An 18,752-nucleotide genomic window follows, 5' to 3' on the forward strand; every position below is an offset into this window, starting at 1 on the left:
CGAAGGGCGGCGGGCCCGGAGGCCCACCGCCCTGTCAGCGCCGACGGATCAGTGCTGCACGTCCTCCTGGACGGCGTGCTTGGCCTCGCGGGCCGAGTCCTTCACGTCGTCGGTGGCGGAGGTGCCCGCCTCCTTGACGCTCTGCGCGGCGTCGGCCGCGGTCTCCTTGACGGAGGCGAAGGCCTGCTGCGCGGGCTCGCGGAGCTCGCTCGCCGCCTCCTTGGCCGCGTCGGTCACCTTGTCGACGACCGGCTGGGCCTGCTCCTTGACGCGGCTCGCCGCCTCCTTCTCCTTGCTGGAGGCGGGGATGAGCGAGGCGACGAGGAGTCCGGCGCCGAGGGCGATGAGCCCCACGGCGAACGGGTTGCCCTCGGCCTTGGCCTTCGCCGAGCCCGCACCGCTCGAGAGCGAGTCGGAGGCGTCGTGCGCCGAGCCCATCACGCGGTCGCGGACGGAGCCCACGGCCGACTTGACCTTGTCGGTCTGACGCTGCGCGATGGCGGACGGGCTGACCTTCTCGGCCAGCGCGTCGACGTCCCCGCCCAGCTCGAGGCGCGTGCGCTCGATGTCCGCCCGGATCTCCTCGGGTGTCTTGTTCTGTCCTGCGTCGTACGTCATCGTCCTGCCCCGTTCGGCTTGAGGGTGTCGGGAATCTTCTTGAGGGAGTCGACCGTCTCGGGAGCGCCGTCGACCTGCTTCAGGCTCTTGCGGCCCACCGCGTAGAGGATCGCGGCCACGATCGCCCAGATGACGGCCACGACCACTCCGGACCAGCCGTTGCCGATCAGAGTGCCCAGGCCCCACCAGAGGGCGATCGAGAGGAAGAGCACGGCCATCAGCGCGGCGTAGCCCGCCCCGCCGAGGAGGCCCGCTCCCTTGCCCGCCTTGCAGGCGGACTCCTTGAGCTCGGCCTTGGCGAGGGCCATCTCCTGGCGGATCAGCGTGGAGAGGTCGCGCGAGACCTCGCCGAGCAGATCGCCCAGAGACGTCGACCCGGCCCGCTGGTCGGGCGTCTCCGTCGAGCGGTGGACGCCCGTCGGGTCGGTCACAGCCGGCCGCCGTTCGGGAAGCCGCCGTCGAGCGGGTCGGCGACGGGCTCGGTCGGCGCGTAGTCGCGCTCGAGGGAGCTCGAGCCGACGGTGCCGTAGGCGGACGCGACGGGCGCGTCGTACGCGGAGGCGTCGGAGTACGCGGTGGTCGAGGCGGGGGCGTCGAACTCGGGCCCGTCGGTGCGGGTGCTCGTCGCCTCCTTCTCGTCCTTCGCCTCGGCGGTCAGGGCGCGGATGAGGCGCCCGCCGACGAGTCCCGTCGCCGCGGCGATGAGGATGAAGGCACCCGGGCGGCGGCGGGCGAACGCGCGGACGTCGTCGAGGAGCTCGGACGGGTCGCGGTTCTCGAGCCACGAGGCCACACCCTGCACGCGGGTGGCCGCCTGGGAGACGAGCTTCGCCGCGGCGTTGTCGCTGCCGCCCTCGCCGTTGGCCAGCGCGGTCAGGTCGTCGCTGAAGGCGCGGGCGCCCTTGGCGGCGTTCTCCTTCTGGGCGTGGGCCTGCTCGGTGAGCTGGGTGCGGCTCTGGTCGTAGAGGTCCTTGACCTGGACCTTGGCCTCCTGGACCACGTTGGCGGCCTCGTCCTTGCCGGTCGAGAGCACTTCGCTCGCGGCCTGCTTGGCGTCGCCGGCGACGGCGCCGGCCTGGTCCTTGGCGGTGCCCGCGGCGGCGCTCGCCTTCTCCTTCGCGGAGTCGGCCGTGCTGCCCGAGGAGGAGCCGGAGGAGGTGTCCGTGGAGGCGACGTGCGCCCCGCTGTCGATGGGGGTCTCGGTCGCGCCGAAGTTCGCGGCGCCGTCTCCGAACGGAGGTGAAGCGGGATCGATGTTCGACATCGTCTGTCCCTTCCAGGATCGAGTGGGGAATGAATGCGTGCCGGCGTCGCCAGTCTGTTCGGGCCCTCGAGTACCGGGAAGGGCATAGCGGCTGACCCCCCGATGGGGCTACCATCCCGCGCCCACGAGGGCGGGGCCCGAGAGCCCGTGGATCGACTGCTCCGCCACCGCGTCAAGCCCCTTCTGACCCGCGAACAGGGCTCCCTACCGTCGAGAGGACAGACATCGGACGTCCGCACCCGGATCCGCCCGGCTACCCCGCAAAGGCAACCAGTCATGTTCTTCCACCGTCAGGAACTCCAATTCACGTCCACGCCCTCGAAGCCCGACGCGGTCTTCGCCCGCCGCTTCCAGGAGGTGCTCGGCGGCCAGTACGGCGAGGTCACCGTGGCGATGCAGTACGGCTTCCAGGCCTGGAACGCCCACGACCCGGGCAAGTACCGGGACCTGCTCTTCGGCATCGGCGCCGAGGAGTTCGGCCACATCGAGATGATCGCCGTGATGATCGCCCAGCTGCTCGAGAAGGCCCCGGTCGAGCAGTCCGAGGACGCGATGAAGAAGGACCCCGTGCTCGCGGCGGTCATCGGCGGCTCCGACGTGCAGCACGCCATCGTGGCCGGCGCCGGCGCGCGCCCCGTCGACAGCATGGGCAACCCGTGGCAGGGCTCCTACGTCACCGCCAGCGGCAACCTGCTGGCCGACTTCACCGCAAACGCGAACGCGGAGATGCAGGGCCGGCTCCAGGTCGCCCGGCTCTACCACATGACCGACGACCACGGCGTGCGCGACCTCCTGTCGTTCCTCCTGGCCCGCGACACCATGCACCAGAACCAGTGGATCGCGGCGGCCGCCGAGCTGCGCGCGGAGGGCCGGGAGGACCTGCCCGTGCCCTCGAACTTCCCGATCTCGAAGGAGGAGCGCTCCGTGTCGTACGAGTACATCAACTTCTCGGACGGAGCAGCGGCCTCCGAGGGCAGCTGGGCCTCGGGCCCGACCCCGGACGGCAAGGGAGAGTTCAGCTACCGCGTCGCGGAGCCCGGCGGCAACGTCCCGATGCCCCCGCCCACGCAGCCGGACGAGCGCCTCTACGGCACCGACCCGAAGCCGAACATCGTCGAGAAGGCAGTGGGGGCCGTCAAGGACGCGGTGACGGGCAAGTGAGCGCCGCACGGGTCCTCGGGGCGCTCGGCGCCTCCGCCCTGACGATCGGCCTGCTGGCTGGCTGCACCGGCGACGCCCAGACGCCGTACCAGTCGGGGAGCGCGGTGCCCACCAGCGCCGACGACGGATCGTCGCAGACGCCCACGAACGCGCCCTCGCAGTCCGCTCCGTCCGAGTCCGCCACCCCGGCGACCTGATCCCGCGCCCTCGACCGGCCGGCACCGGTCGAGGGCGCGAATCATCGCAGTCCAGCGGGCGCCCGGGCAAGCCCCTTCCCGCTCCCAGGAAGCGGGCAGTTCCCGGTCCTACGGTCGTGCCAACGATCAGCGAAGGAGGCACCACCATGGGGCTCGATGACAAGATCAAGAACGCCGCTCAGGACATCGCCGGCAAGGCGAAGGAAGCCCTGGGCGACCACAAGAACGACGACAGCCTGAAGGCCGAAGGCCAGAAGGACCAGGCCGCGGCCTCGGCCAAGAAGGCCGGCGAGGACGTCAAGGACGTCTTCAAGTAGGTCTCGGCAGTACCGCGAAGGCGGCGCTCCCCTCGGGGGGCGCCGCCTTCGCTGTTCCCCGGCTAGGGGTGCAGGACGACCTTGATGCAGCCGTCCTCCTTCTTCTGGAAGGTCTCGTAGAGGGCCGGAGCGTCCTCGAGCGGCGCCCGGTGGGTCACGAGGTCCATCACGCCGAGCGGATCGGAGGAGTCCTCCACCAGCGGCAGCAGGTCGTCGATCCAGCGCTTCACGTTGCACTGTCCCATCCGCACCGTCACCTGCTTGTCGAACATCGACTTCAGCGGCATCGGGTCGGCCTCTCCGCCGTAGACCCCGCTCAGCGACACGGTGCCGCCGCGGCGCACCAGGTCGAGGGACGCGTGGACCGCGGCGAGGCGGTCGACGCCGACCGTGTCCATCGCCTTGCGGGCGATCGGGTCGGGCAGGAGCCCCGCCATCGACTGAGCGAACGAGCCGACCGGCGAGCCGTGCGCCTCCATGCCGACCGCGTCGACGACGGAGTCGGGGCCGCGCCCGTCCGTGAGGTCGCGCAGCTGCGCGGCGATGTCGTCGGACAGGTCGAACGTCTCCACGCCGTACCGCTCGGCCATCGCGCGCCGCTCGGCGACGGGCTCCACGGCGAGGACGCGGTAGCCGCGGTGGGCGCCGATCCGCGCCGCGAACTGGCCGACCGGGCCGAGTCCGAAGACGACCAGGGTCCCGCCGTCGGGCACCTGCGCGTACTCCACGCCCTGCCAGGCGGTGGGCACGATGTCGCTGAGGAAGAGGTAGCGCTCGTCCGGCAGGTCCGTGCCGACGACGATCGTGTTGTAGTCGGCCAGCGGCACGCGGAGCAGCTCGGCCTGCCCGCCGGGGACCTGGCCGTACATCTTCGTGTAGCCGAAGAGCGCCGCTCCCGAGCCGTACTCGGTGACCTGCGTCGTCTCGCACTGCGACTGCAGCCCTCGGCGGCACATGAAGCACTCGCCGCAGGCGATGGTGAAGGGCACGACGACCCGGTCGCCGGGCTTCAGGGTGGTGACTCCGGAGCCCACCTCCTCGACGACGCCCATGGGCTCGTGGCCGAGCACGTCCCCGCGGTCGATGTAGGGCCCGAGGAGGCGGTAGAGGTGCAGGTCGGAGCCGCAGATCGCGGTCGAGGTGATCCGGACGATCGCGTCGGTCGGCTGCTGGATGCGGGGGTCGGGGACGGTCTCGACCGAGACCTTCTCGATGCCCTGCCAGGTGAGTGCTCGCATGCTCGTGTCCGTTCTCCGGCTCGCGCCGGTCGGGGTCGGTGTCCCTCCACCGCACACCCGGAGGGCGCCGAGGGGGAGGGGCTTGACGCTCCCCGGAGCGTTCCCGAGGGGGATTCCCGGGAGAACGCACGGACGTGCATCCCGCGTTCACCCGACTCACGGCGGCCGAGTGGTGGGATGGGGGGATGGATGCTCTCTACACCGCCATCGCCCACGCCTCCGGTGGAGGACGCGACGGCCACGTCCGCACCGAGGACGACCGTCTCGACCTCGACACCCGCGCCCCGCAGGAGCTCGGCGGCTCCGGCGAGGGGACCAACCCCGAGCAGCTGTTCGCGGCCGGCTACTCCGCCTGCTTCCTCAGCGCCCTGCACGGAGCCGGTCGCCAGCTGAAGATCGACACGACCGACGCGGCAGTCTCGGCCAGCGTCTCGATCGGGAAGAACGACTCCGACGGCTTCGGCCTCTCGGTCGAGCTCGACGTCTACGTGCCGAAGGCGAGCTCCGAGGACGCGCAGAAGGTCGCCGACGCGGCGCATCAGCTCTGCCCGTACTCCAACGCCACCCGCGGCAACATCCCCGTGCAGATCAACCTGGTCGACTGACCGGGCCCTCTCGACGGCCCCTCCCGGACTCCGGGCAGGGGCCGTCGTCGTGTCCGGGGGCGGTCCGTTAGGGTCGGGGCATGACCGAGGAGCTGTCGCACGAGGAGCCGTCGCACGAGGAGTCCCTGGCGCGGGCCGAGCTCGTGCAGATCCGTCAGAGCATCGACAACATCGACGCGGCGCTGATCCACCTGCTCGCCGAGCGCTTCAAGTTCACGCAGAAGGTCGGCCGGCTGAAGGCCGCGCACGGGCTGCCCGCCGCGGACCTCGAGCGCGAGGCGCGCCAGATCGCGCGGCTGCGGGCGCTCGCCGAGGAGTCGCACCTCGACCCGGCGTTCGCCGAGAAGTTCCTCGGTTTCATCGTCGCCGAGGTCATCCACCACCACCAGCGCATCGCCGACGGCGCCGAGGACTGAGGCTCAGCCCTCGATCCGCAGCAGCCCCGCCGTGCGCTCGCGCAGCACGCCGAGCAGCAGCGGGTAGTCGGGGAAGAGCTGGTCGCGCCGCAGCGTCGGCACCCGCAGCCCGAGGGGGATCTCCGTGACGCGGCCGTTCGTCTCGGTGAGGGTCAGGCGGAGGCTCCGGCTCCCCGTCGGGCTCGAGGCGACGACCGAGCGCAGGGCCTCGAGCGGGAAGATCAGCCCGTCGATCTGGATGGCCGACTCCGACACCACGATCGAGCCCGGCAGCCCGGGCCGCAGCGCCAGCCGCGCCGCGACCAGCCCGAGCGGGAGGGAGAGCGCCACGACGACCGCCCCCAGCGCGATCTGCGCGCGGTCACCCGACGGGGATCCCGCGAGGGCGACGGCCAGGACGCCGGCGGCGAACGCCTCCGTGGCGACGACGACCAGGGCGACCGCCCGGCGCTGGAGCGGAGCGCGGTGCGGCCGGAAGCGGACGGCCGAGGCGGGCCCGGCCAGAGCGGGCGGCAGGGCGTCGCGGACGCGGGCGGCGGCGCCGAGGTCGGCGAGCAGGGCGGCGAGGTCCCCCGGGCGGAAGTGGCCGCAGCGCACCTCGACTCCGTCGCCGCGGCACCAGGCGACGAAGCCGTCGCCGTCGGCGGACTCGAGGAAGCGGACCGACCGGCGGGGCCACTGCTCGCGGCGGCGGCGGCCGCGCATCAGCACGACCTGCGTCTCGGTCGTCATCACGCGGGTGGGGGAGACGACGAAGAGCGAGACCGCCGAGGCCAGTCCGATGACGACGGTGAGGGCGAGGAGGCCGAGCGCGAGCACCGACTCGTCGAGGACCCCGCGGCGGTCCGCGAGGACGGCGAACGGGATGAGCACGGCCGCGAGGCCGGCGCCGAGGAGCCGCAGGAGGAGGGCGCGGAGGCGCCGCAGGACCGATGGGCCGTACACCCGTCGCGTCCGGATCGCCATCGGTTCCGACTCCATCGCGTCAGGCTAGCCCCGGCCGGGGCCGGTCGCCGGGAGAGGCGCGGCGGTGGCGCGATCCTCGCGCCACCCGTCCCCGGTTCGGGGGAGGAGTGGCGCGAGGCGCGGCCTACGCCTCCGCGGTGCGGTGCAGGGCGCGGACCGAGACGACCCGGCGACGGGCGATCGCGGCGACGGTGAGCAGCAGGCCGAACAGCAGCCAGATCACCAGGCCGACGACGGCGCCGGCCGTGCCGTCGGTGCCCTCGACCACTCCGGACAGCGCGTTCTGCGCCGCCGAGAGCGGCAGGAACCCGAGCACGTCGTCGAACAGCCCGGGGACCGTCGAGATGATGCCCGCGCCGAGCGCGATCACCGCCGCGACCATCGCGAGGAAGCGGCCGATCCCTCCGAGCAGGGCGACCAGCCCCTGGTTCACCGCGGCGAACGAGGCGCCGGTGAGCATCGCCAGGAGGGCGAAGCCGACCCAGCGGCCCGGCTCCAGGCCCGCGACCCCGCTCATCACGATCGCGACCGCGAGTCCCTGCACCACGCCGATCACTAGCGCCGGCACGTAGGAGGAGAGGGCGAGCGCCGCGGAGGAGCGGGTCGAGGAGAGCGCGCGGTGCGAGAACGCGGCGAGCACCAGGAACGTCGCGAGGGCGCCGAGCCAGAGGGCGATCGTCGCGAAGAACGGGACGCTGGAGGCTCCGAACAGGTCGGTCGCGCTGCTCGCGTTCTCGACCGGGTCCGAGACGACGTCGGCGAGGTTCGTCGACTCCGACTCGGTGTAGGTCGGGAGCTGCGCGACCGCAGCGTCGAGGCCGGTGGCGAGCGTGCGGGTGCCGTCGGCGAGCTGCACGGCGCCGTCCGAGACCCCGCTCGCGCCGTCGGCGAGCTGGTCGGCTCCGTCGGCGGCGGAGGAGGCTCCCGTCGCGAGGTCGGCGGCGCCGCCCGCGGCCGTGGTCGCGCCGGTCGCGAGGTCGCGGGCGCCGGCCGCGGCGGTGGTGGCGCCGGTCGCGAGCTGCGCCGACCCGGCCGCCGTGGTGTCGAGGCCGTCGGCGAGCTGGGACGCTCCGCCCGCGGCGTCGTCCGCGCCGTCGGCGAGCTGCGTCAGGCCGCCGGACAGCTGTCCGATGCCTCCCGAGAGAGTGCGGGCGCCGGTGGCGGACTGCCCGACCGCGTCGATCAGCGAGGGCTGCCCGTCGCCGCCGAGGCGGATGCCCGCGTCGATCCCGGCGACGGCTCCCGCGGTCGTCGTGGCGAGGGTGGTCGCGCCGGTGGGTCCGTCCGCCGAGGCGATGACGGCGCGCGCGGCGAGGCACTGCGTCGTCTCGCAGCCCTCGAGCGCGGCGCTGAGCGCCTCGAAGGTCCCCGCAGTGGCGGCGGCGGCGCCGGCGCTGAGGGCGGCGACCTGCTGGGTCCCGTCGCCGGTCCTCACCACTCCCTCCCTCAGCTGGTCGAGCCCGTCGGCCAGGTCGGAGGCGCCGCCCTGCAGCGCGGTCGCTCCGGTCGCCGAGTCGCGGGCGCCCGTCGCGAGCTGTCCCACTCCGCCGGAGAGGCCGCGCGCACCGGTGGCCAGCTGCGCGACTCCGCCGGAGAGGTCGGAGGCTCCGGTGCCCAGCTGTCCCACGCCGTCGGCGAGGGACGAGGCTCCGGTGCCGATCTGCCCGACGCCGTCCGAGAGCGAGGAGGCGCCGGTGGCGAGCTCGTCGATCCCGTCGGCGAGGCTGCTGGTGCCGTCGGCGAGGGTGGAGGCGCCGGTGCCGAGCTGGTCGGCGCCGTCGGCGAGCGTGCCCGCGCCCTCGGCCGCCTGGCCGATCTGCTCGTTGAGGGTGTTGAAGCCGACGTAGACGTTCTCGAGGTAGGCCGTGGTCAGCTGCGTGTTGAGCAGCGAGGTGGCGGTGCTGGTCACCGTGGCCGAGATGGCGTCGTCGACGAGCTTGGCCTTCTCGCTGGTGGCGATGTCGATGGTCGCCTTCGTCGCCTCCGCGGCGTCACCCGAGTACGAGGTGGCGGCGGCGGAGAAGGAGGAGGGGATCGTCACGACGGTCGCGTAGCTGCCGTCGGCGAGGCCCTTCGCGGCGTCGTCCTTGTCCGTGAGGACCCAGGTGAAGTTGCCCGTCGAGTCCGAGCCGGAGACGTTGGGCACCGGGGTCGTGCTCGCGGACGGCGTCGCGCTCGCCGAGGGGGTGGAGGAGGGGGCGTCCGAGCTCGCGGAGTCGGTGCCGCCCGTCACCAGGCCGGCCGCGAGCTGGCGCCCGAGCGGCACGGTCTGCCCGTTGATCTCGACCGGGGTGTCCTCGTTGACCACGGCGGCCGTGATCGTGTCGAGTCGCTCGGTCGGGTTCCACAGCGCCCACACCAGGAGGCCGCCGATGACGAGGGGGACCAGGACGATCCCGAGAAGGGTCAGCCAGGACACCTTCTTGACGCCGCGGGGGCGTTCGAGGGAGAGGAGAGCCATCTGTCAGAGGACCTTTGCGATCGCGCGGCGCTCGGCCGCGGGCGAGACCGCGAGCACGCCGCGGTCGGAGGGGAGGAGGTCGTCGAGCGCCTCGGCGTCGACGGAGGAGGCGACCACGGTGAACGCGTCGTCGGCGGCGCGGGCGGCGTCGAGCTCGGCCCGGATCGCGCCGCGCAGCTGCGGGTCGGTGACCGTGTCGAGGTCGTCGAGCACCAGGATCGGCGGAGCCGACTCCAGGGCCGACCGGACGTCGGCGACGGGGTCGGCGGCTCCGGCGAGGCGCACCAGCCCGACCCGGCCGCGCACGGCGGCGGAGCGGATCGGCACGACCAGGCCCGCGACCTTCAGGCGCCCGGAGTCGGGGGCGAGCCGACCGGCGATGCTCAGCAGCAGCGCGGTGCGGCCGGAGCGGTGCGGCCCGTGGACCACGAGGGAGGAGCCGGGCGCGACCCGCAGCGAGACGCCGCTGTAGACGGGACCGTCGGGTCCGTCGAGGCGGAGGTCCTCGGCCGCTATCACGTCCGTGGATCCGGGCTCCGGCCAGTCGGCCAGCGCGAGCTCCTTCGTGAGGCCCTCGCCCTCGACGTCGAAGGACGGCAGGACGCGGTCGAGCCAGCGCGGCATGTGCCAGGCGCGGTCGCCGAGCAGGTGCAGCACGGCGGGCACCAGCGTCATCCGCACGATGAACGCGTCGACGAAGACGCCCACGGCGAGCCCGAGCGCGATCGGCTTGATGTTGGTGTCCCCCTCCGGCACGAAGGCGGCGAAGACCGAGAACATGATGACCGCGGCGGCCGTGACCACCTTGGCCGAGCCGACGAAGCCCGACTCGACAGCGGCGCGCGCCGGCCTCCCGTGCACGTAGTCCTCGCGCATCCGCGAGACCAGGAACACCTCGTAGTCCATCGCGAGGCCGAAGAGCACGCCCATCAGGATGATCGGCATGAAGCTGATGATCGGGCCCGTCTTGTCGACGTGCAGAGCGTCCGAGAACCATCCCCATTCGAACACCGCCGCCACTGCGCCGAAGGACGCACCGACCGACAGCAGGTAGCCCAGCGTCGCCTTGATCGGCACCCAGAGCGAGCGGAACACCATCGTCAGCAGCACCAGCGACAGGCCCACGACGAGCAGGCCGAACGGCAGCAGGGCTTTGGCGAGCGTGTCCGAGATGTCGATCCCGACCGCGGTCTGGCCGGTCACTGCGAGGTCGACGCCGTACTCCTGCTGGAAGTAGTCGTGCTTGTCGCGGATCTCGGCGACCAGCGCCTTGGTGGCCTCGGAGTCGGGGCCGCCCTCGGGAATGACCTGGATGATGCCGGTGTCGGCGGTCTCGTTGGGCGTCGCGAGCGGCACCGAGGCGACTCCGTCGAGCTTCTCGATCTCGCCCTTGAGGTCGTCCATCAGGCCGAGCGGATCGGTCGAGCCGATGATCGTGCCGGTGACGATGAGCGGGCCGTTGTAGCCGGCGCCGAAGTTCTCGGCGAGCAGGTCGTAGGTGGTGCGCGCGGGAGTGCCCTCGGCCTGGTAGCCGGCGTCCGGCAGGGCGAGGCGGAGGCTGAGCGCCGGGATGCTCGCGACGCCGAGCACGCCGATCACCGCGATGATCGTCACGATCGGGAAGCGCGTGACCACCCGGACCCAGCCGCGGAAGAACCCGCGCGGGACCTCGGCGTGCACGTGGCCGCCGGGGGAGGCGGTCGCCGCCTCCTCGTGCGCCTCGGTGTCGACGTGGGTGCCCGCGGCGGCGGCGGCCTTCGCGGCCTTCTTCTTCGCGCGGCGCTCCTTCGGGCGCAGCCGCGCGCCGGCGAAGCCGAGGAGGGCGGGGGTCAGGGTGAGCGCGATGACCACGGCGATCGCGACTCCGCCCGCCGCTGCGACGCCCATCGTGGTGAGGAACGGGATGCCCGCGACCGAGAGGCCGACGAGCGCGATGATCACGGTCAGGCCCGCGAAGACGACGGCGGAGCCCGCGGTCGCGGTCGCCCGCGCGGTCGACTCCTCCGGGTCCATGCCCTGCTTCAGCTGGTCCTGGTGGCGGCTGATGATGAAGAGGGCGTAGTCGATCCCGACCGCCAGGCCCAGCATCAGCGCCAGGAGCGGCGTGGTCGAGGAGATCGAGGCGAAGCGGGTGGCGATGAAGATGGCCGACATCGAGAGGGCGACGCCGAGCAGCGCGGTGACCAGCGGCATGCCGGCGGCCAGGAAGGAGCCGAAGGTGAGCACGAGGACGACGAGGGCGACCACGAGGCCGATCGCCTCCGTGATGGTCACGCCGGGGAGGTTCTGGGCGAAGAGGTCGCCGCCGAGCGAGACCACGGAGCCGGCGGGCAGCGCGTCCTGGAGGGTCGTCGCCTCGGCCTTCAGCGCGTCGCGGCTCTCGGGGCTCGTGGTGGTGGCGGAGCCGTCCATCTGGGCGGTGATGACGAGGGCGTTCCCGGCGTCGGAGATCGTGCCGGACACGCTGTCGGAGTAGGGGTCCGTGACGGCCGCGACCTCGTCGACGTCGCCGAGCGCGGCGACCGCGTCGCTGACGGGGCCCTTCACGTCGGCGTCCTGGACGCTGCCCCCGTCGGGCGCGACGACCACGTACCGCGCGGACGTGCCGCTGACCTGGGGGAAGGTGCGCTCGAGCTGGTCGAGGGCGGTCTGCGACTGCGTGCCCGGGATGGAGAACGTGTTGTCGGTGCCCTGGTTGAGCAGCAGCGCTCCTCCTCCGCCCGCCACCACGATCAGCAGCCACAGGACGGCGACGAGGCGGTGGGCGCGGTACACGCGACGACCGAGACGGTAGAGCAGCGACGACACGCGGTCTCCTGACGATGGGTGGGGAGGGTGGCGATACGTCTCTGTACCAGGGCGGAGCCGGGCTCCGATACACGAGCGTATCCGATACAGGACCGTATTCGATACGTGAATGTATCGGATAAGGTGAACGGCGTCGAAGGTGTTGACAGGGCGGGCAGGAGGCTGGTGATGACGGCGATCGACTCCACCCCTCCCGAGACCTCCCGCCGCGGCCGCACCCGCGAGCGCCTGCTCGACGCGGCCTACGACGTCTTCGCCGAGACCGGCGTGCACAGCGCGTCCGTCGAGCAGATCTGCGAGCGCGCCGGGTTCTCGCGCGGCGCCTTCTACTCCAACTTCTCCACCAAGGAGGAGCTGTTCTTCGCGCTCATGGAGCGGGAGAACGGCGCCCGGGTGACCGCCCTCGTCGAGCAGATGGACCGTACGATCCCGCGCGTCGTCTCGGCCGACGAGCCGCTGACGGCCGAGACGCTGGCCGTGGTCATCCTCGACTTCCTCCAGGGTCCTGCCACCGACAACCGCCGCTGGTGCGTGGTCGAGTCGGAGTTCGAGCTGCTCGCGCTGCGCGACCCGCGGATCGCTCCGCAGTACCGCGACTTCCGCGCCGGCTTCGACGCCTCGCTCGTGCAGATCGTGCACGGGGCGCTGCGCCAGGTGCGCCGCGACTTCTCCCTCGAGCCGACGACGGCCGTGCGCCTGCTGGTGGCGGGCTACGACGACGCGGTCAAGCAGTCGATCCTCGAGGACGAGTCGGAGCCCGCGTCGCTCGAGCGCCTGCGGGCGACGCTGACGGCGATCGTCCTCGCGATCTCGTCCGCCGACGCCTGAGCCGAGCGGGCTCTCGCGGCCGCCGCCGCCGTATGCGCCGGCCGGCTCCGCACCCGGCGGCCGAGCGGCCGCTGGGGAGTGCCGGGTCCGGTCCACGCTCCTCCGCCTGCGCGACGAGGATGGACCCATGGAACTGCGTCAGCTCGAACACTTCCTCGCCGTCGCGAAGGAGCAGCACTTCACCCGCGCCGCGAGCGCCCTGCAGATCTCGCAGTCGGGCCTCTCGGCGTCGATCCGCGCGCTCGAGAGCGAGCTGGGCAGCCCCCTCTTCACCCGCAGCACGCGCCGGGTCGAGCTGACGCCGGCCGGCCGGGCGATGCTCGCGGAGTCGGAGCGCTCGGTCGCCAGCGCGCTCGCCGCCCGCGACGCGGTTCTCGCCGTGCAGGGGGTGCTCCGCGGGAGCCTCGCGGTCGGCACGGAGGAGTGCCTCGGCGGCGTGCACCTGCCGCGCGAGCTCGCGACCTTCCGCGAGCAGCACCCGGGAGTCGCGCTCCGGCTGATCCACGAGGGGTCCGGCACGCTGCTCGACTCCGTCGCCGCCGGCCGCCTCGACCTGGCGCTGGTCGCCGACATCGGAGCCGTGCCGGGCGGCGTGCGGACGATGCCGCTGGCGAGCGAGGGCTTCGCGGTGCTCGTGCGCCCGGGTCACCCGCTCGCGAGCCGCGTCGGCTGCCGCATCCCGGACCTGGCGGGCGAGACGATCGTGGGGCTGCAGGAGCACTGGGCGGCGAGTCACCTCGCGGCGCGGGCGTTCGCGGCGCACGGCCTCGCGTTCGAGGTCGAGCTCGAGGTGAACGACGTGCACACGCTGCTCGACCTGGTCGAGTACGGCATGGGGATCGCGGTCGTGCCGGCGCACTTCGCCGAGAAGCGCCCGGCCGGGCTGCGGGCGGTGGCGCTCGCCGATCCGCTCCTGGTGTGGCGGACGATGGTGGCGGTGCCGGAACGTCCGAGCGCCGCGGCCCGCGCGTTCGTCTCGGCCCTCCCGCAGCCGCTGCAGGACGCGGTCTGAGTCGGAACGCGCTCGCAACGGAGGAGGGACCAGCGCCGAGATCCCGCGATCCGCGTCGGACCGGTGCCTCGACCGGATCCCTCCTCCGTCCTGAACGGGCTCAGTCGAGCGAGGCCAGCTCCTCGGGCGTGAGCTCCAGGTCGGCCGCCGTGGCGGAGTCGCGGATGCTCTCGGGGCGGGAGGCGCCCGGGATCGGCAGCACGACCGGGGCCTTCGCCAGCTCCCAGGCGAGGCAGACGACCTGCGGCGTCACGCCGCGGGCCTCGGCGACCGCCGCGAACGCGGAGTAGCGCGAGCCGAGCTCGCCCGCCGAGGAGATGCCGCCGAGCGGGCTCCACGGCAGGAACGCCAGTCCGAGCTCGGCGCAGAGCTCGAGCTCCGGCTCGCTGGAGCGGAACGACGGCGAGAACTGGTTCTGCACCGAGACCAGGCGCTCGCCGAGGATGCCGTGCGCCTCGCGGATCTGGTCAGGGTCGGCGTTAGAGATGCCCGCGCGGAGGACGACGCCCTCGTCGAGCAGCTCGGCCAGCGCTCCGATCGAGTCGGCGTAGGGGACCGCCGGGTCGGGCCGGTGGTACTGGTAGAGGCCGATCGCGTCGACGCCGAGGCGCTTCGCGGACGCGCGGGCCGCCTCCTTGAGGTACTCGGGGCGGCCGTCCTGGTCCCAGGGGCCGGGCTCGCGCCGCAGGTGGCCGCCCTTGGTGGCGACGAGCACGGCGGAGGTGTCGCCGCCGTAGCTGCGCAGCGCCTCCGCGATCAGCAGCTCGTTGTGGCCGAGGTCGTCCTGGGTGGCGAGGTGGTAGGCGTCGGCCGTGTCGATCAGGGTCACGCCGGCGTCGAGGGCGGCGTGGATCGTGGCGATCGAGCGCTCGCGGTCCGGGCGGCCCTCGATCGACATCGGCATGCCGCCGAGTCCGATCGCGCCGACCTGGAGGTCGCCGAGAGTGCGCTGCTTCATGAATGCTCCTTCGCAGTGGGGTGGGTGGTCACCAGGCGTAGTCCTCGGGGGATGTCCGGTGACCGGGGAAGATCTCGTCGAGGCGCGCGAGGGCCTCGGCGTCGAGGGTGATGTCGACGGCGGCGACGGCGCTCTCGAGCTGCTCGAGCGTCCGCGGCCCGGTGATCGGACCGGTGACGGCGGGCTGGTGGAGGAGCCACGCCAGCGCCAGCTCGCCGGGCGCCTCGCCGCGCTCGCGGGCGAACGCCTCCCACTGCTCCAGCGCGGGACGGTGCTCCTCGATCGCGGCGAGGGTGCGCTCGGAGGAGCGGCGCCCGCCCTCCGCGGTCTTCTCGAGCACGCCGCCCAGCAGTCCGCCCTGCAGCGGCGACCAGGGGATGACGCCGAGCCCGTAGTGCAGCGCGGCGGGCAGGACCTCGCGCTCGACGTCGCGGACGAGCAGGCTGTAGATCGACTGCTCGGAGGCGAGGCCGGTGAAGTGGCGGGCGCGCGCCGCCTCCTGCGCCTGGGCGAGGTGCCAGCCGGCGAAGTTGCTGGAGCCGACGTAGAGGACCTTGCCCTGCTGGACGGCGACCTCCATCGCCTGCCAGATCTCGTCCCAGGGCGTCGTCCGGTCGACGTGGTGGAACTGGTAGAGGTCGATGTGGTCCGTCTGCAGGCGGCGGAGGCTCTCGTCGAGCGCGCGGCGCAGGGTGAGCGCCGAGAGGCGGCCGCCGTTGGGCCAGGAGTCGCGGCCGCGCTCGGCTCCGGGAGCGGCGAACTCGCCCATGTCGCCGAAGACCTTGGTCGCGAGGACGGTGCGCTCGCGGCGCTCGCCGCCCTGCGCGAACCAGCGGCCCACGATCTCCTCGGTGGCGCCGCGGCCGGCCTCGCCTCCGTACACGTTGGCGGTGTCGAAGAAGTTGACGCCGAGCTCGTGCGCGCGGTCCATGATCGCGAACGAGTCGTTCTCCTCGGTCTGCATGCCGAAGTTCATGGTGCCGAGGACGGTGCGGGAGACGGACAGGCCGGTGCGACCGAGGTGCGTGTACTGCATGGTCCCAGTCGACTCCGGTTCGGGCCGCGTGTCCAACAGGTGCTCGGCATGGGTGCGATCGACGGGGGAGGTCAATCGGGGGCGCGCCGTCCAGGGGCCCCCCCGCGCCCCGCCTCGGGCCTGCGCGTCGGCCGGGTCCAGCGGCCTCGACCGGATCGCCCGCGGCCCGCTGGGCGCGGTGGCGCCCGGCCGCCCGGGTGCCGGGTTAGAGTCGCGGAATGGTCCGGACGACGCAGCGCCTCGTGATCGCCCTCTCCGCCGTGATCCTGCTCGCCGGCTGCACGGCGGAGGCGACGAGCCCCGCCGCCGCACCCGCCGAGCCGACCGCCTCGACCGCCTCGACCGCACCGCCCGCCGCCGGAGCCGAGTCCACGCCGCGGCCGGTGCCGAGCGTCTCGACCACTCCCGCACCCGTCGAGGACGTCTCGGGCGAGTGCGTCGTCCAGGCGCTCGACGAGGGGACGCTCGACGGCGTCGACCTCGAGCGCGTGCGCGACCGCGGCACCCGCGTCGGCGCGACCGGGACGGCGAGCACCGCCTCCGACGGCGCCCCGGCCTCCTACCTGGTGGCAGCGGGCGACATCAGCGAGCGGATCGCGGACCGGTTCTGCATCAGCTCCGACTACCTCTCCGCGCTGAACTCGGTGCGCCGCGACGGCGTCGACATCGACAGCCTCTACGGCGGCGACACCCTCAACCTCCGCCCGGCGACCGTCCTGAGCGTCGGCGACCAGAACGGCCGCGTCCTCGACAACGCCGAGCCCGACGACCTCCCCGCGCAGACCGGCTGACGCCGCCGACGCCCGCCGCCACTCCTCCCGCCTCGCAGCAGCACGCGACCACCGCGGAAGGCGCGGATCCGACGGCACGTGCGCGGCACTCAGCCCAGGACGCCGATCAGGACCGCCGACACGGCGACGGTCGCCGCGAGCCCGGTCGTCCGCGAGCGGCGGCGCGCCGGGTCCTCGAACCACGGCAGCCCGTCCCAGCGCAGCACGGCGCCGGCCGCCCCGGCCGCGGTGAGAGCCACCAGCACGGCCCAGGGGAGCAGCGTCAGCGCCGACCAGTCGACGAGCGCCCGCCCGAGCAGCAGCACGGCGCCGGCCTCGACGCCGCGGGCGAGCGTCCGGACGCGGTCGCGGTCGAGGAACCCGGCCGCCCGGCGCCGGGGGATGCTCCCCATGGCGAAGCGGCCGACGGTGAACGCGACGACGAGCAGGACGAGGATCGAGGCGATCATCACGACTCCTCCCCGGCGCGCTGCAGCAGGCGCAGACCGAGCTCGTCGACCGAGCTCGCCGTGTCCCCGTTGACGAACACGGCTAGGCCGCGCTCCCGGTCCATCGCGAGCATCGTCGAGTAGCCGGAGGTCCCTCCGTTGTGCCAGGTCACGGATCCGCCGTCCTCCGACTCCGAGGTGAACCAGCCGAGGCCGATCCGCGCCCCGTCGGCGTCGAATCGGGGATCCAGGACGCTCGCCGCGGGCACGCCCAGCGCGGGGTCGTCGGTGAGGAGGGCCTGCGCGTAGCGGGCCATGTCCGCCGCCGTGGAGCGGACGCCGCCCGCCGGCGCGTAGCCCGCCATCGTCCACGCGTCGACGGACCGCCCGCTCGCCGAGAAGCCGGTCGGCGCGTCGGCGGGGAGGGCGTCCGCGGTCTCCGGGACGGAGGTCGCGGACATCCCGAGCGGAGCGAGGACGCGCTCGCGGAGGAGGTCGGCGTAGTCGCGGCCCTCGGCGCGGGCGAGCGTCTGGCCCAACACCGCCGCACCGAGGTTCGAGTAGGCGTGCACGTGCTCGCCCTGGTCCGCCTCGGCGGCCTGCCGGAGGACGTCGTCGGCCGACCAGCCCGCGTAGGGGTCCGTGCCGCGCAGCTGGGCGAACAGCGTCGAGGCGAGGTCGCCGACACCGGTGGGGAGGCGCGGCAGGCCGGAGCGGTGGGTCGCCAGCTCCTCGAGCGTCCCGGTGAAGCCGCCGACGTCGGCGTGCTCGGCGGCGGGGTCCTCGAGCCCGACCGTCCCCTCGGAGGCGCTCCGGGCGAGGAGGAGCGCGGTCATCGTCTTCGTGACCGATCCGATCTCGACCTCGGTCCGCTCGTCGGCTCCGAGTCCGCCGTAGCGCACGCCGTCGGGCGTGATCACGGCGGCGACGAGGTGGTTCCGCGCGCCGTCTCCGACGTCGGTCCGGAGCCACCCGGCGATCTCGGCGTCGCCGGTCGCCTCGGTCGAGAGGGTGGGAGCGGAGGGACGGAGCAGCACTCCGCCGAGCAGGACGACGGCCGCGGCGGATGCGGCGGCGAGAGCGAGGCGGCGGCGGGTCATCGGGGTCCTCCGGAGGCGAGCAGGATCACGAGCAGGGGGACGAGGCGCTCCGGCGGGACGCCGTAGCGACCGCGGCCGCGCGCCTCCAGCCAGCCGGCGGCGACCAGCTGGTTGACGTGGTGGTAGATCTGCCCGGTGGTGCCCGCGCCCTCGCTCTCGGCGAGCTGCGCGACGGTCTCGACTCCGCCGGCCACCGCCTGCAGGAACCGCAGGCGCACGGGGCTGCCCAGCGCGGCGAGCGCGGTCGGCCCGGGGCTCGCTCCCCAGTCGCGCTCGAAGAACGCGTCGGTGCTGAGGCCGTACTGCCACTCGACGGGGCCGGCCGGAGTGGCGACCGAGCCGGCGAAGACGACTCCGCCGGGAGAGGGCAGGCGCTCGCGGAGAGCGGTCAGGGCCCAGAGCGGATCGTCGGCGGCGGGCGCGGCGGGGGTGTCGGCGCGCTCGAGGCGGTCCAGCCGCGCTCGGAGCTCGTCGACCTCGCCGGCGAGGTCTCGGGAGGAGGTCATGCTCCACTATTGCAAACATTCCGTAATCACGGAACTCCGGAG

At 73.4% G+C, this 18,752-nt stretch carries 20 protein-coding genes; 8 read left to right on the top strand and 12 right to left on the bottom strand.

The features are described 5' to 3' along the window. Positions 1 to 48 precede the first annotated feature (48 nt). From C5B95_RS09235 to C5B95_RS17875, 3 genes are read right to left on the bottom strand one after another with little or no spacing between them, the layout of a single operon-like run. Positions 49 to 618: a DUF3618 domain-containing protein gene (locus C5B95_RS09235; RefSeq protein WP_104349003.1), complete on the bottom strand. Its 570-nt coding sequence runs from the start codon at positions 616 to 618 to the stop codon at positions 49 to 51. Beyond that, entirely contained in the window at positions 615 to 1,049 is a 435-nt protein-coding gene (locus tag C5B95_RS17870) for a phage holin family protein (protein WP_104349004.1), read from the bottom strand. The genes C5B95_RS09235 and C5B95_RS17870 overlap by 4 nt, the downstream gene beginning before the upstream one ends. Then, positions 1,046 to 1,882, bottom strand: a complete 837-nt coding sequence (locus C5B95_RS17875; RefSeq protein WP_104261171.1) for a hypothetical protein — start codon at positions 1,880 to 1,882, stop codon at positions 1,046 to 1,048. The genes C5B95_RS17870 and C5B95_RS17875 overlap by 4 nt, the downstream gene beginning before the upstream one ends. 276 nt (positions 1,883 to 2,158) lie before the next feature. Between C5B95_RS17875 and C5B95_RS09250 the strand changes: the two genes are divergently transcribed. The 3 genes from C5B95_RS09250 (at position 2,159) to C5B95_RS09260 (ending at position 3,557) form a co-directional block, all read left to right on the top strand. After that, positions 2,159 to 3,043 (top strand): manganese catalase family protein, encoded by an 885-nt coding sequence (locus C5B95_RS09250; protein WP_104349005.1) that lies wholly within the window; start codon positions 2,159 to 2,161, stop codon positions 3,041 to 3,043. Then, complete coding sequence (locus tag C5B95_RS09255; protein ID WP_104222764.1) at positions 3,040 to 3,240, top strand: hypothetical protein; 201 nt, start codon at positions 3,040 to 3,042, stop codon at positions 3,238 to 3,240. The genes C5B95_RS09250 and C5B95_RS09255 overlap by 4 nt, the downstream gene beginning before the upstream one ends. 146 nt (positions 3,241 to 3,386) lie before the next feature. Continuing rightward, on the top strand, positions 3,387 to 3,557 hold the full coding sequence (locus tag C5B95_RS09260; protein ID WP_104222763.1) for a CsbD family protein: 171 nt from the start codon (positions 3,387 to 3,389) through the stop codon (positions 3,555 to 3,557). Positions 3,558 to 3,619: 62 nt separating this feature from the next. Here the strand turns inward: C5B95_RS09260 and C5B95_RS09265 are convergent, their stop codons facing one another. Continuing rightward, the gene (locus C5B95_RS09265; protein ID WP_104222762.1) at positions 3,620 to 4,795 is read right to left on the bottom strand and encodes a zinc-dependent alcohol dehydrogenase; all 1,176 of its coding nucleotides are present in this window, start codon (positions 4,793 to 4,795) and stop codon (positions 3,620 to 3,622) included. Between the two features lie 185 nt (positions 4,796 to 4,980). On the opposite strand from C5B95_RS09265, the gene C5B95_RS09270 reads away from it, so the two are divergent. After that, on the top strand, positions 4,981 to 5,400 hold the full coding sequence (locus C5B95_RS09270) for an organic hydroperoxide resistance protein (protein ID WP_104222761.1): 420 nt from the start codon (positions 4,981 to 4,983) through the stop codon (positions 5,398 to 5,400). Positions 5,401 to 5,480: 80 nt separating this feature from the next. Then, positions 5,481 to 5,816 (top strand): chorismate mutase, encoded by a 336-nt coding sequence (locus C5B95_RS09275; protein WP_104222760.1) that lies wholly within the window; start codon positions 5,481 to 5,483, stop codon positions 5,814 to 5,816. A gap of 3 nt (positions 5,817 to 5,819) precedes the next feature. On the opposite strand, the gene C5B95_RS09280 is transcribed toward C5B95_RS09275, so the two are convergent. The 3 genes from C5B95_RS09280 to C5B95_RS09290 all read right to left on the bottom strand — a co-directional run bounded on the left by C5B95_RS09280 (position 5,820) and on the right by C5B95_RS09290 (position 12,051). Beyond that, positions 5,820 to 6,797, bottom strand: coding sequence for a hypothetical protein (locus C5B95_RS09280; protein ID WP_146076554.1), 978 nt, complete (start codon positions 6,795 to 6,797; stop codon positions 5,820 to 5,822). A gap of 109 nt (positions 6,798 to 6,906) precedes the next feature. Continuing rightward, on the bottom strand, positions 6,907 to 9,243 hold the full coding sequence (locus C5B95_RS09285) for a YhgE/Pip domain-containing protein (RefSeq protein WP_104329298.1): 2,337 nt from the start codon (positions 9,241 to 9,243) through the stop codon (positions 6,907 to 6,909). Between the two features lie 3 nt (positions 9,244 to 9,246). Continuing rightward, positions 9,247 to 12,051, bottom strand: a complete 2,805-nt coding sequence (locus tag C5B95_RS09290) for an MMPL family transporter (RefSeq protein WP_104222757.1) — start codon at positions 12,049 to 12,051, stop codon at positions 9,247 to 9,249. Positions 12,052 to 12,219: 168 nt separating this feature from the next. On the opposite strand from C5B95_RS09290, the gene C5B95_RS09295 reads away from it, so the two are divergent. Both C5B95_RS09295 and C5B95_RS09300 read left to right on the top strand, forming a co-directional pair. Beyond that, positions 12,220 to 12,879 carry a TetR/AcrR family transcriptional regulator gene (locus C5B95_RS09295; protein WP_104309578.1) on the top strand — a complete coding sequence of 220 codons (660 nt, stop codon included), beginning with the start codon at positions 12,220 to 12,222 and terminating at the stop codon, positions 12,877 to 12,879. Positions 12,880 to 13,006: 127 nt separating this feature from the next. Beyond that, positions 13,007 to 13,891, top strand: coding sequence for a LysR family transcriptional regulator (locus C5B95_RS09300; protein WP_104222755.1), 885 nt, complete (start codon positions 13,007 to 13,009; stop codon positions 13,889 to 13,891). Positions 13,892 to 13,991: 100 nt separating this feature from the next. Here the strand turns inward: C5B95_RS09300 and C5B95_RS09305 are convergent, their stop codons facing one another. Continuing rightward, entirely contained in the window at positions 13,992 to 14,849 is an 858-nt protein-coding gene (locus C5B95_RS09305) for an aldo/keto reductase (RefSeq protein ID WP_104239446.1), read from the bottom strand. A gap of 28 nt (positions 14,850 to 14,877) precedes the next feature. Continuing rightward, positions 14,878 to 15,885 (bottom strand): aldo/keto reductase, encoded by a 1,008-nt coding sequence (locus tag C5B95_RS09310; RefSeq protein WP_104349007.1) that lies wholly within the window; start codon positions 15,883 to 15,885, stop codon positions 14,878 to 14,880. Between the two features lie 218 nt (positions 15,886 to 16,103). Here C5B95_RS09310 and C5B95_RS09315 point away from each other — a divergent pair, with 218 nt between their 5' ends. Next, positions 16,104 to 16,676: a hypothetical protein gene (locus C5B95_RS09315; protein WP_104349008.1), complete on the top strand. Its 573-nt coding sequence runs from the start codon at positions 16,104 to 16,106 to the stop codon at positions 16,674 to 16,676. 89 nt (positions 16,677 to 16,765) lie between these two features. On the opposite strand, the gene C5B95_RS09320 is transcribed toward C5B95_RS09315, so the two are convergent. The 3 genes from C5B95_RS09320 to C5B95_RS09330 are packed head-to-tail and all read right to left on the bottom strand — an operon-like array spanning position 16,766 to position 18,710. Then, positions 16,766 to 17,125 carry a hypothetical protein gene (locus C5B95_RS09320; RefSeq protein ID WP_104326202.1) on the bottom strand — a complete coding sequence of 120 codons (360 nt, stop codon included), beginning with the start codon at positions 17,123 to 17,125 and terminating at the stop codon, positions 16,766 to 16,768. After that, a complete protein-coding gene (locus C5B95_RS09325) occupies positions 17,125 to 18,204 on the bottom strand; it encodes a serine hydrolase (protein WP_104349009.1) in 1,080 nt (359 codons plus the stop codon). Before C5B95_RS09325 ends, C5B95_RS09320 begins: the two co-directional genes overlap by 1 nt. Beyond that, the gene (locus tag C5B95_RS09330; protein ID WP_104222749.1) at positions 18,201 to 18,710 is read right to left on the bottom strand and encodes a helix-turn-helix transcriptional regulator; all 510 of its coding nucleotides are present in this window, start codon (positions 18,708 to 18,710) and stop codon (positions 18,201 to 18,203) included. The genes C5B95_RS09325 and C5B95_RS09330 overlap by 4 nt, the downstream gene beginning before the upstream one ends. Positions 18,711 to 18,752: the final 42 nt, after the last annotated feature.

Source organism: Rathayibacter sp. AY1A7 (assembly GCF_002930845.1).
In the GTDB taxonomy this organism is placed as follows: domain Bacteria; phylum Actinomycetota; class Actinomycetes; order Actinomycetales; family Microbacteriaceae; genus Rathayibacter.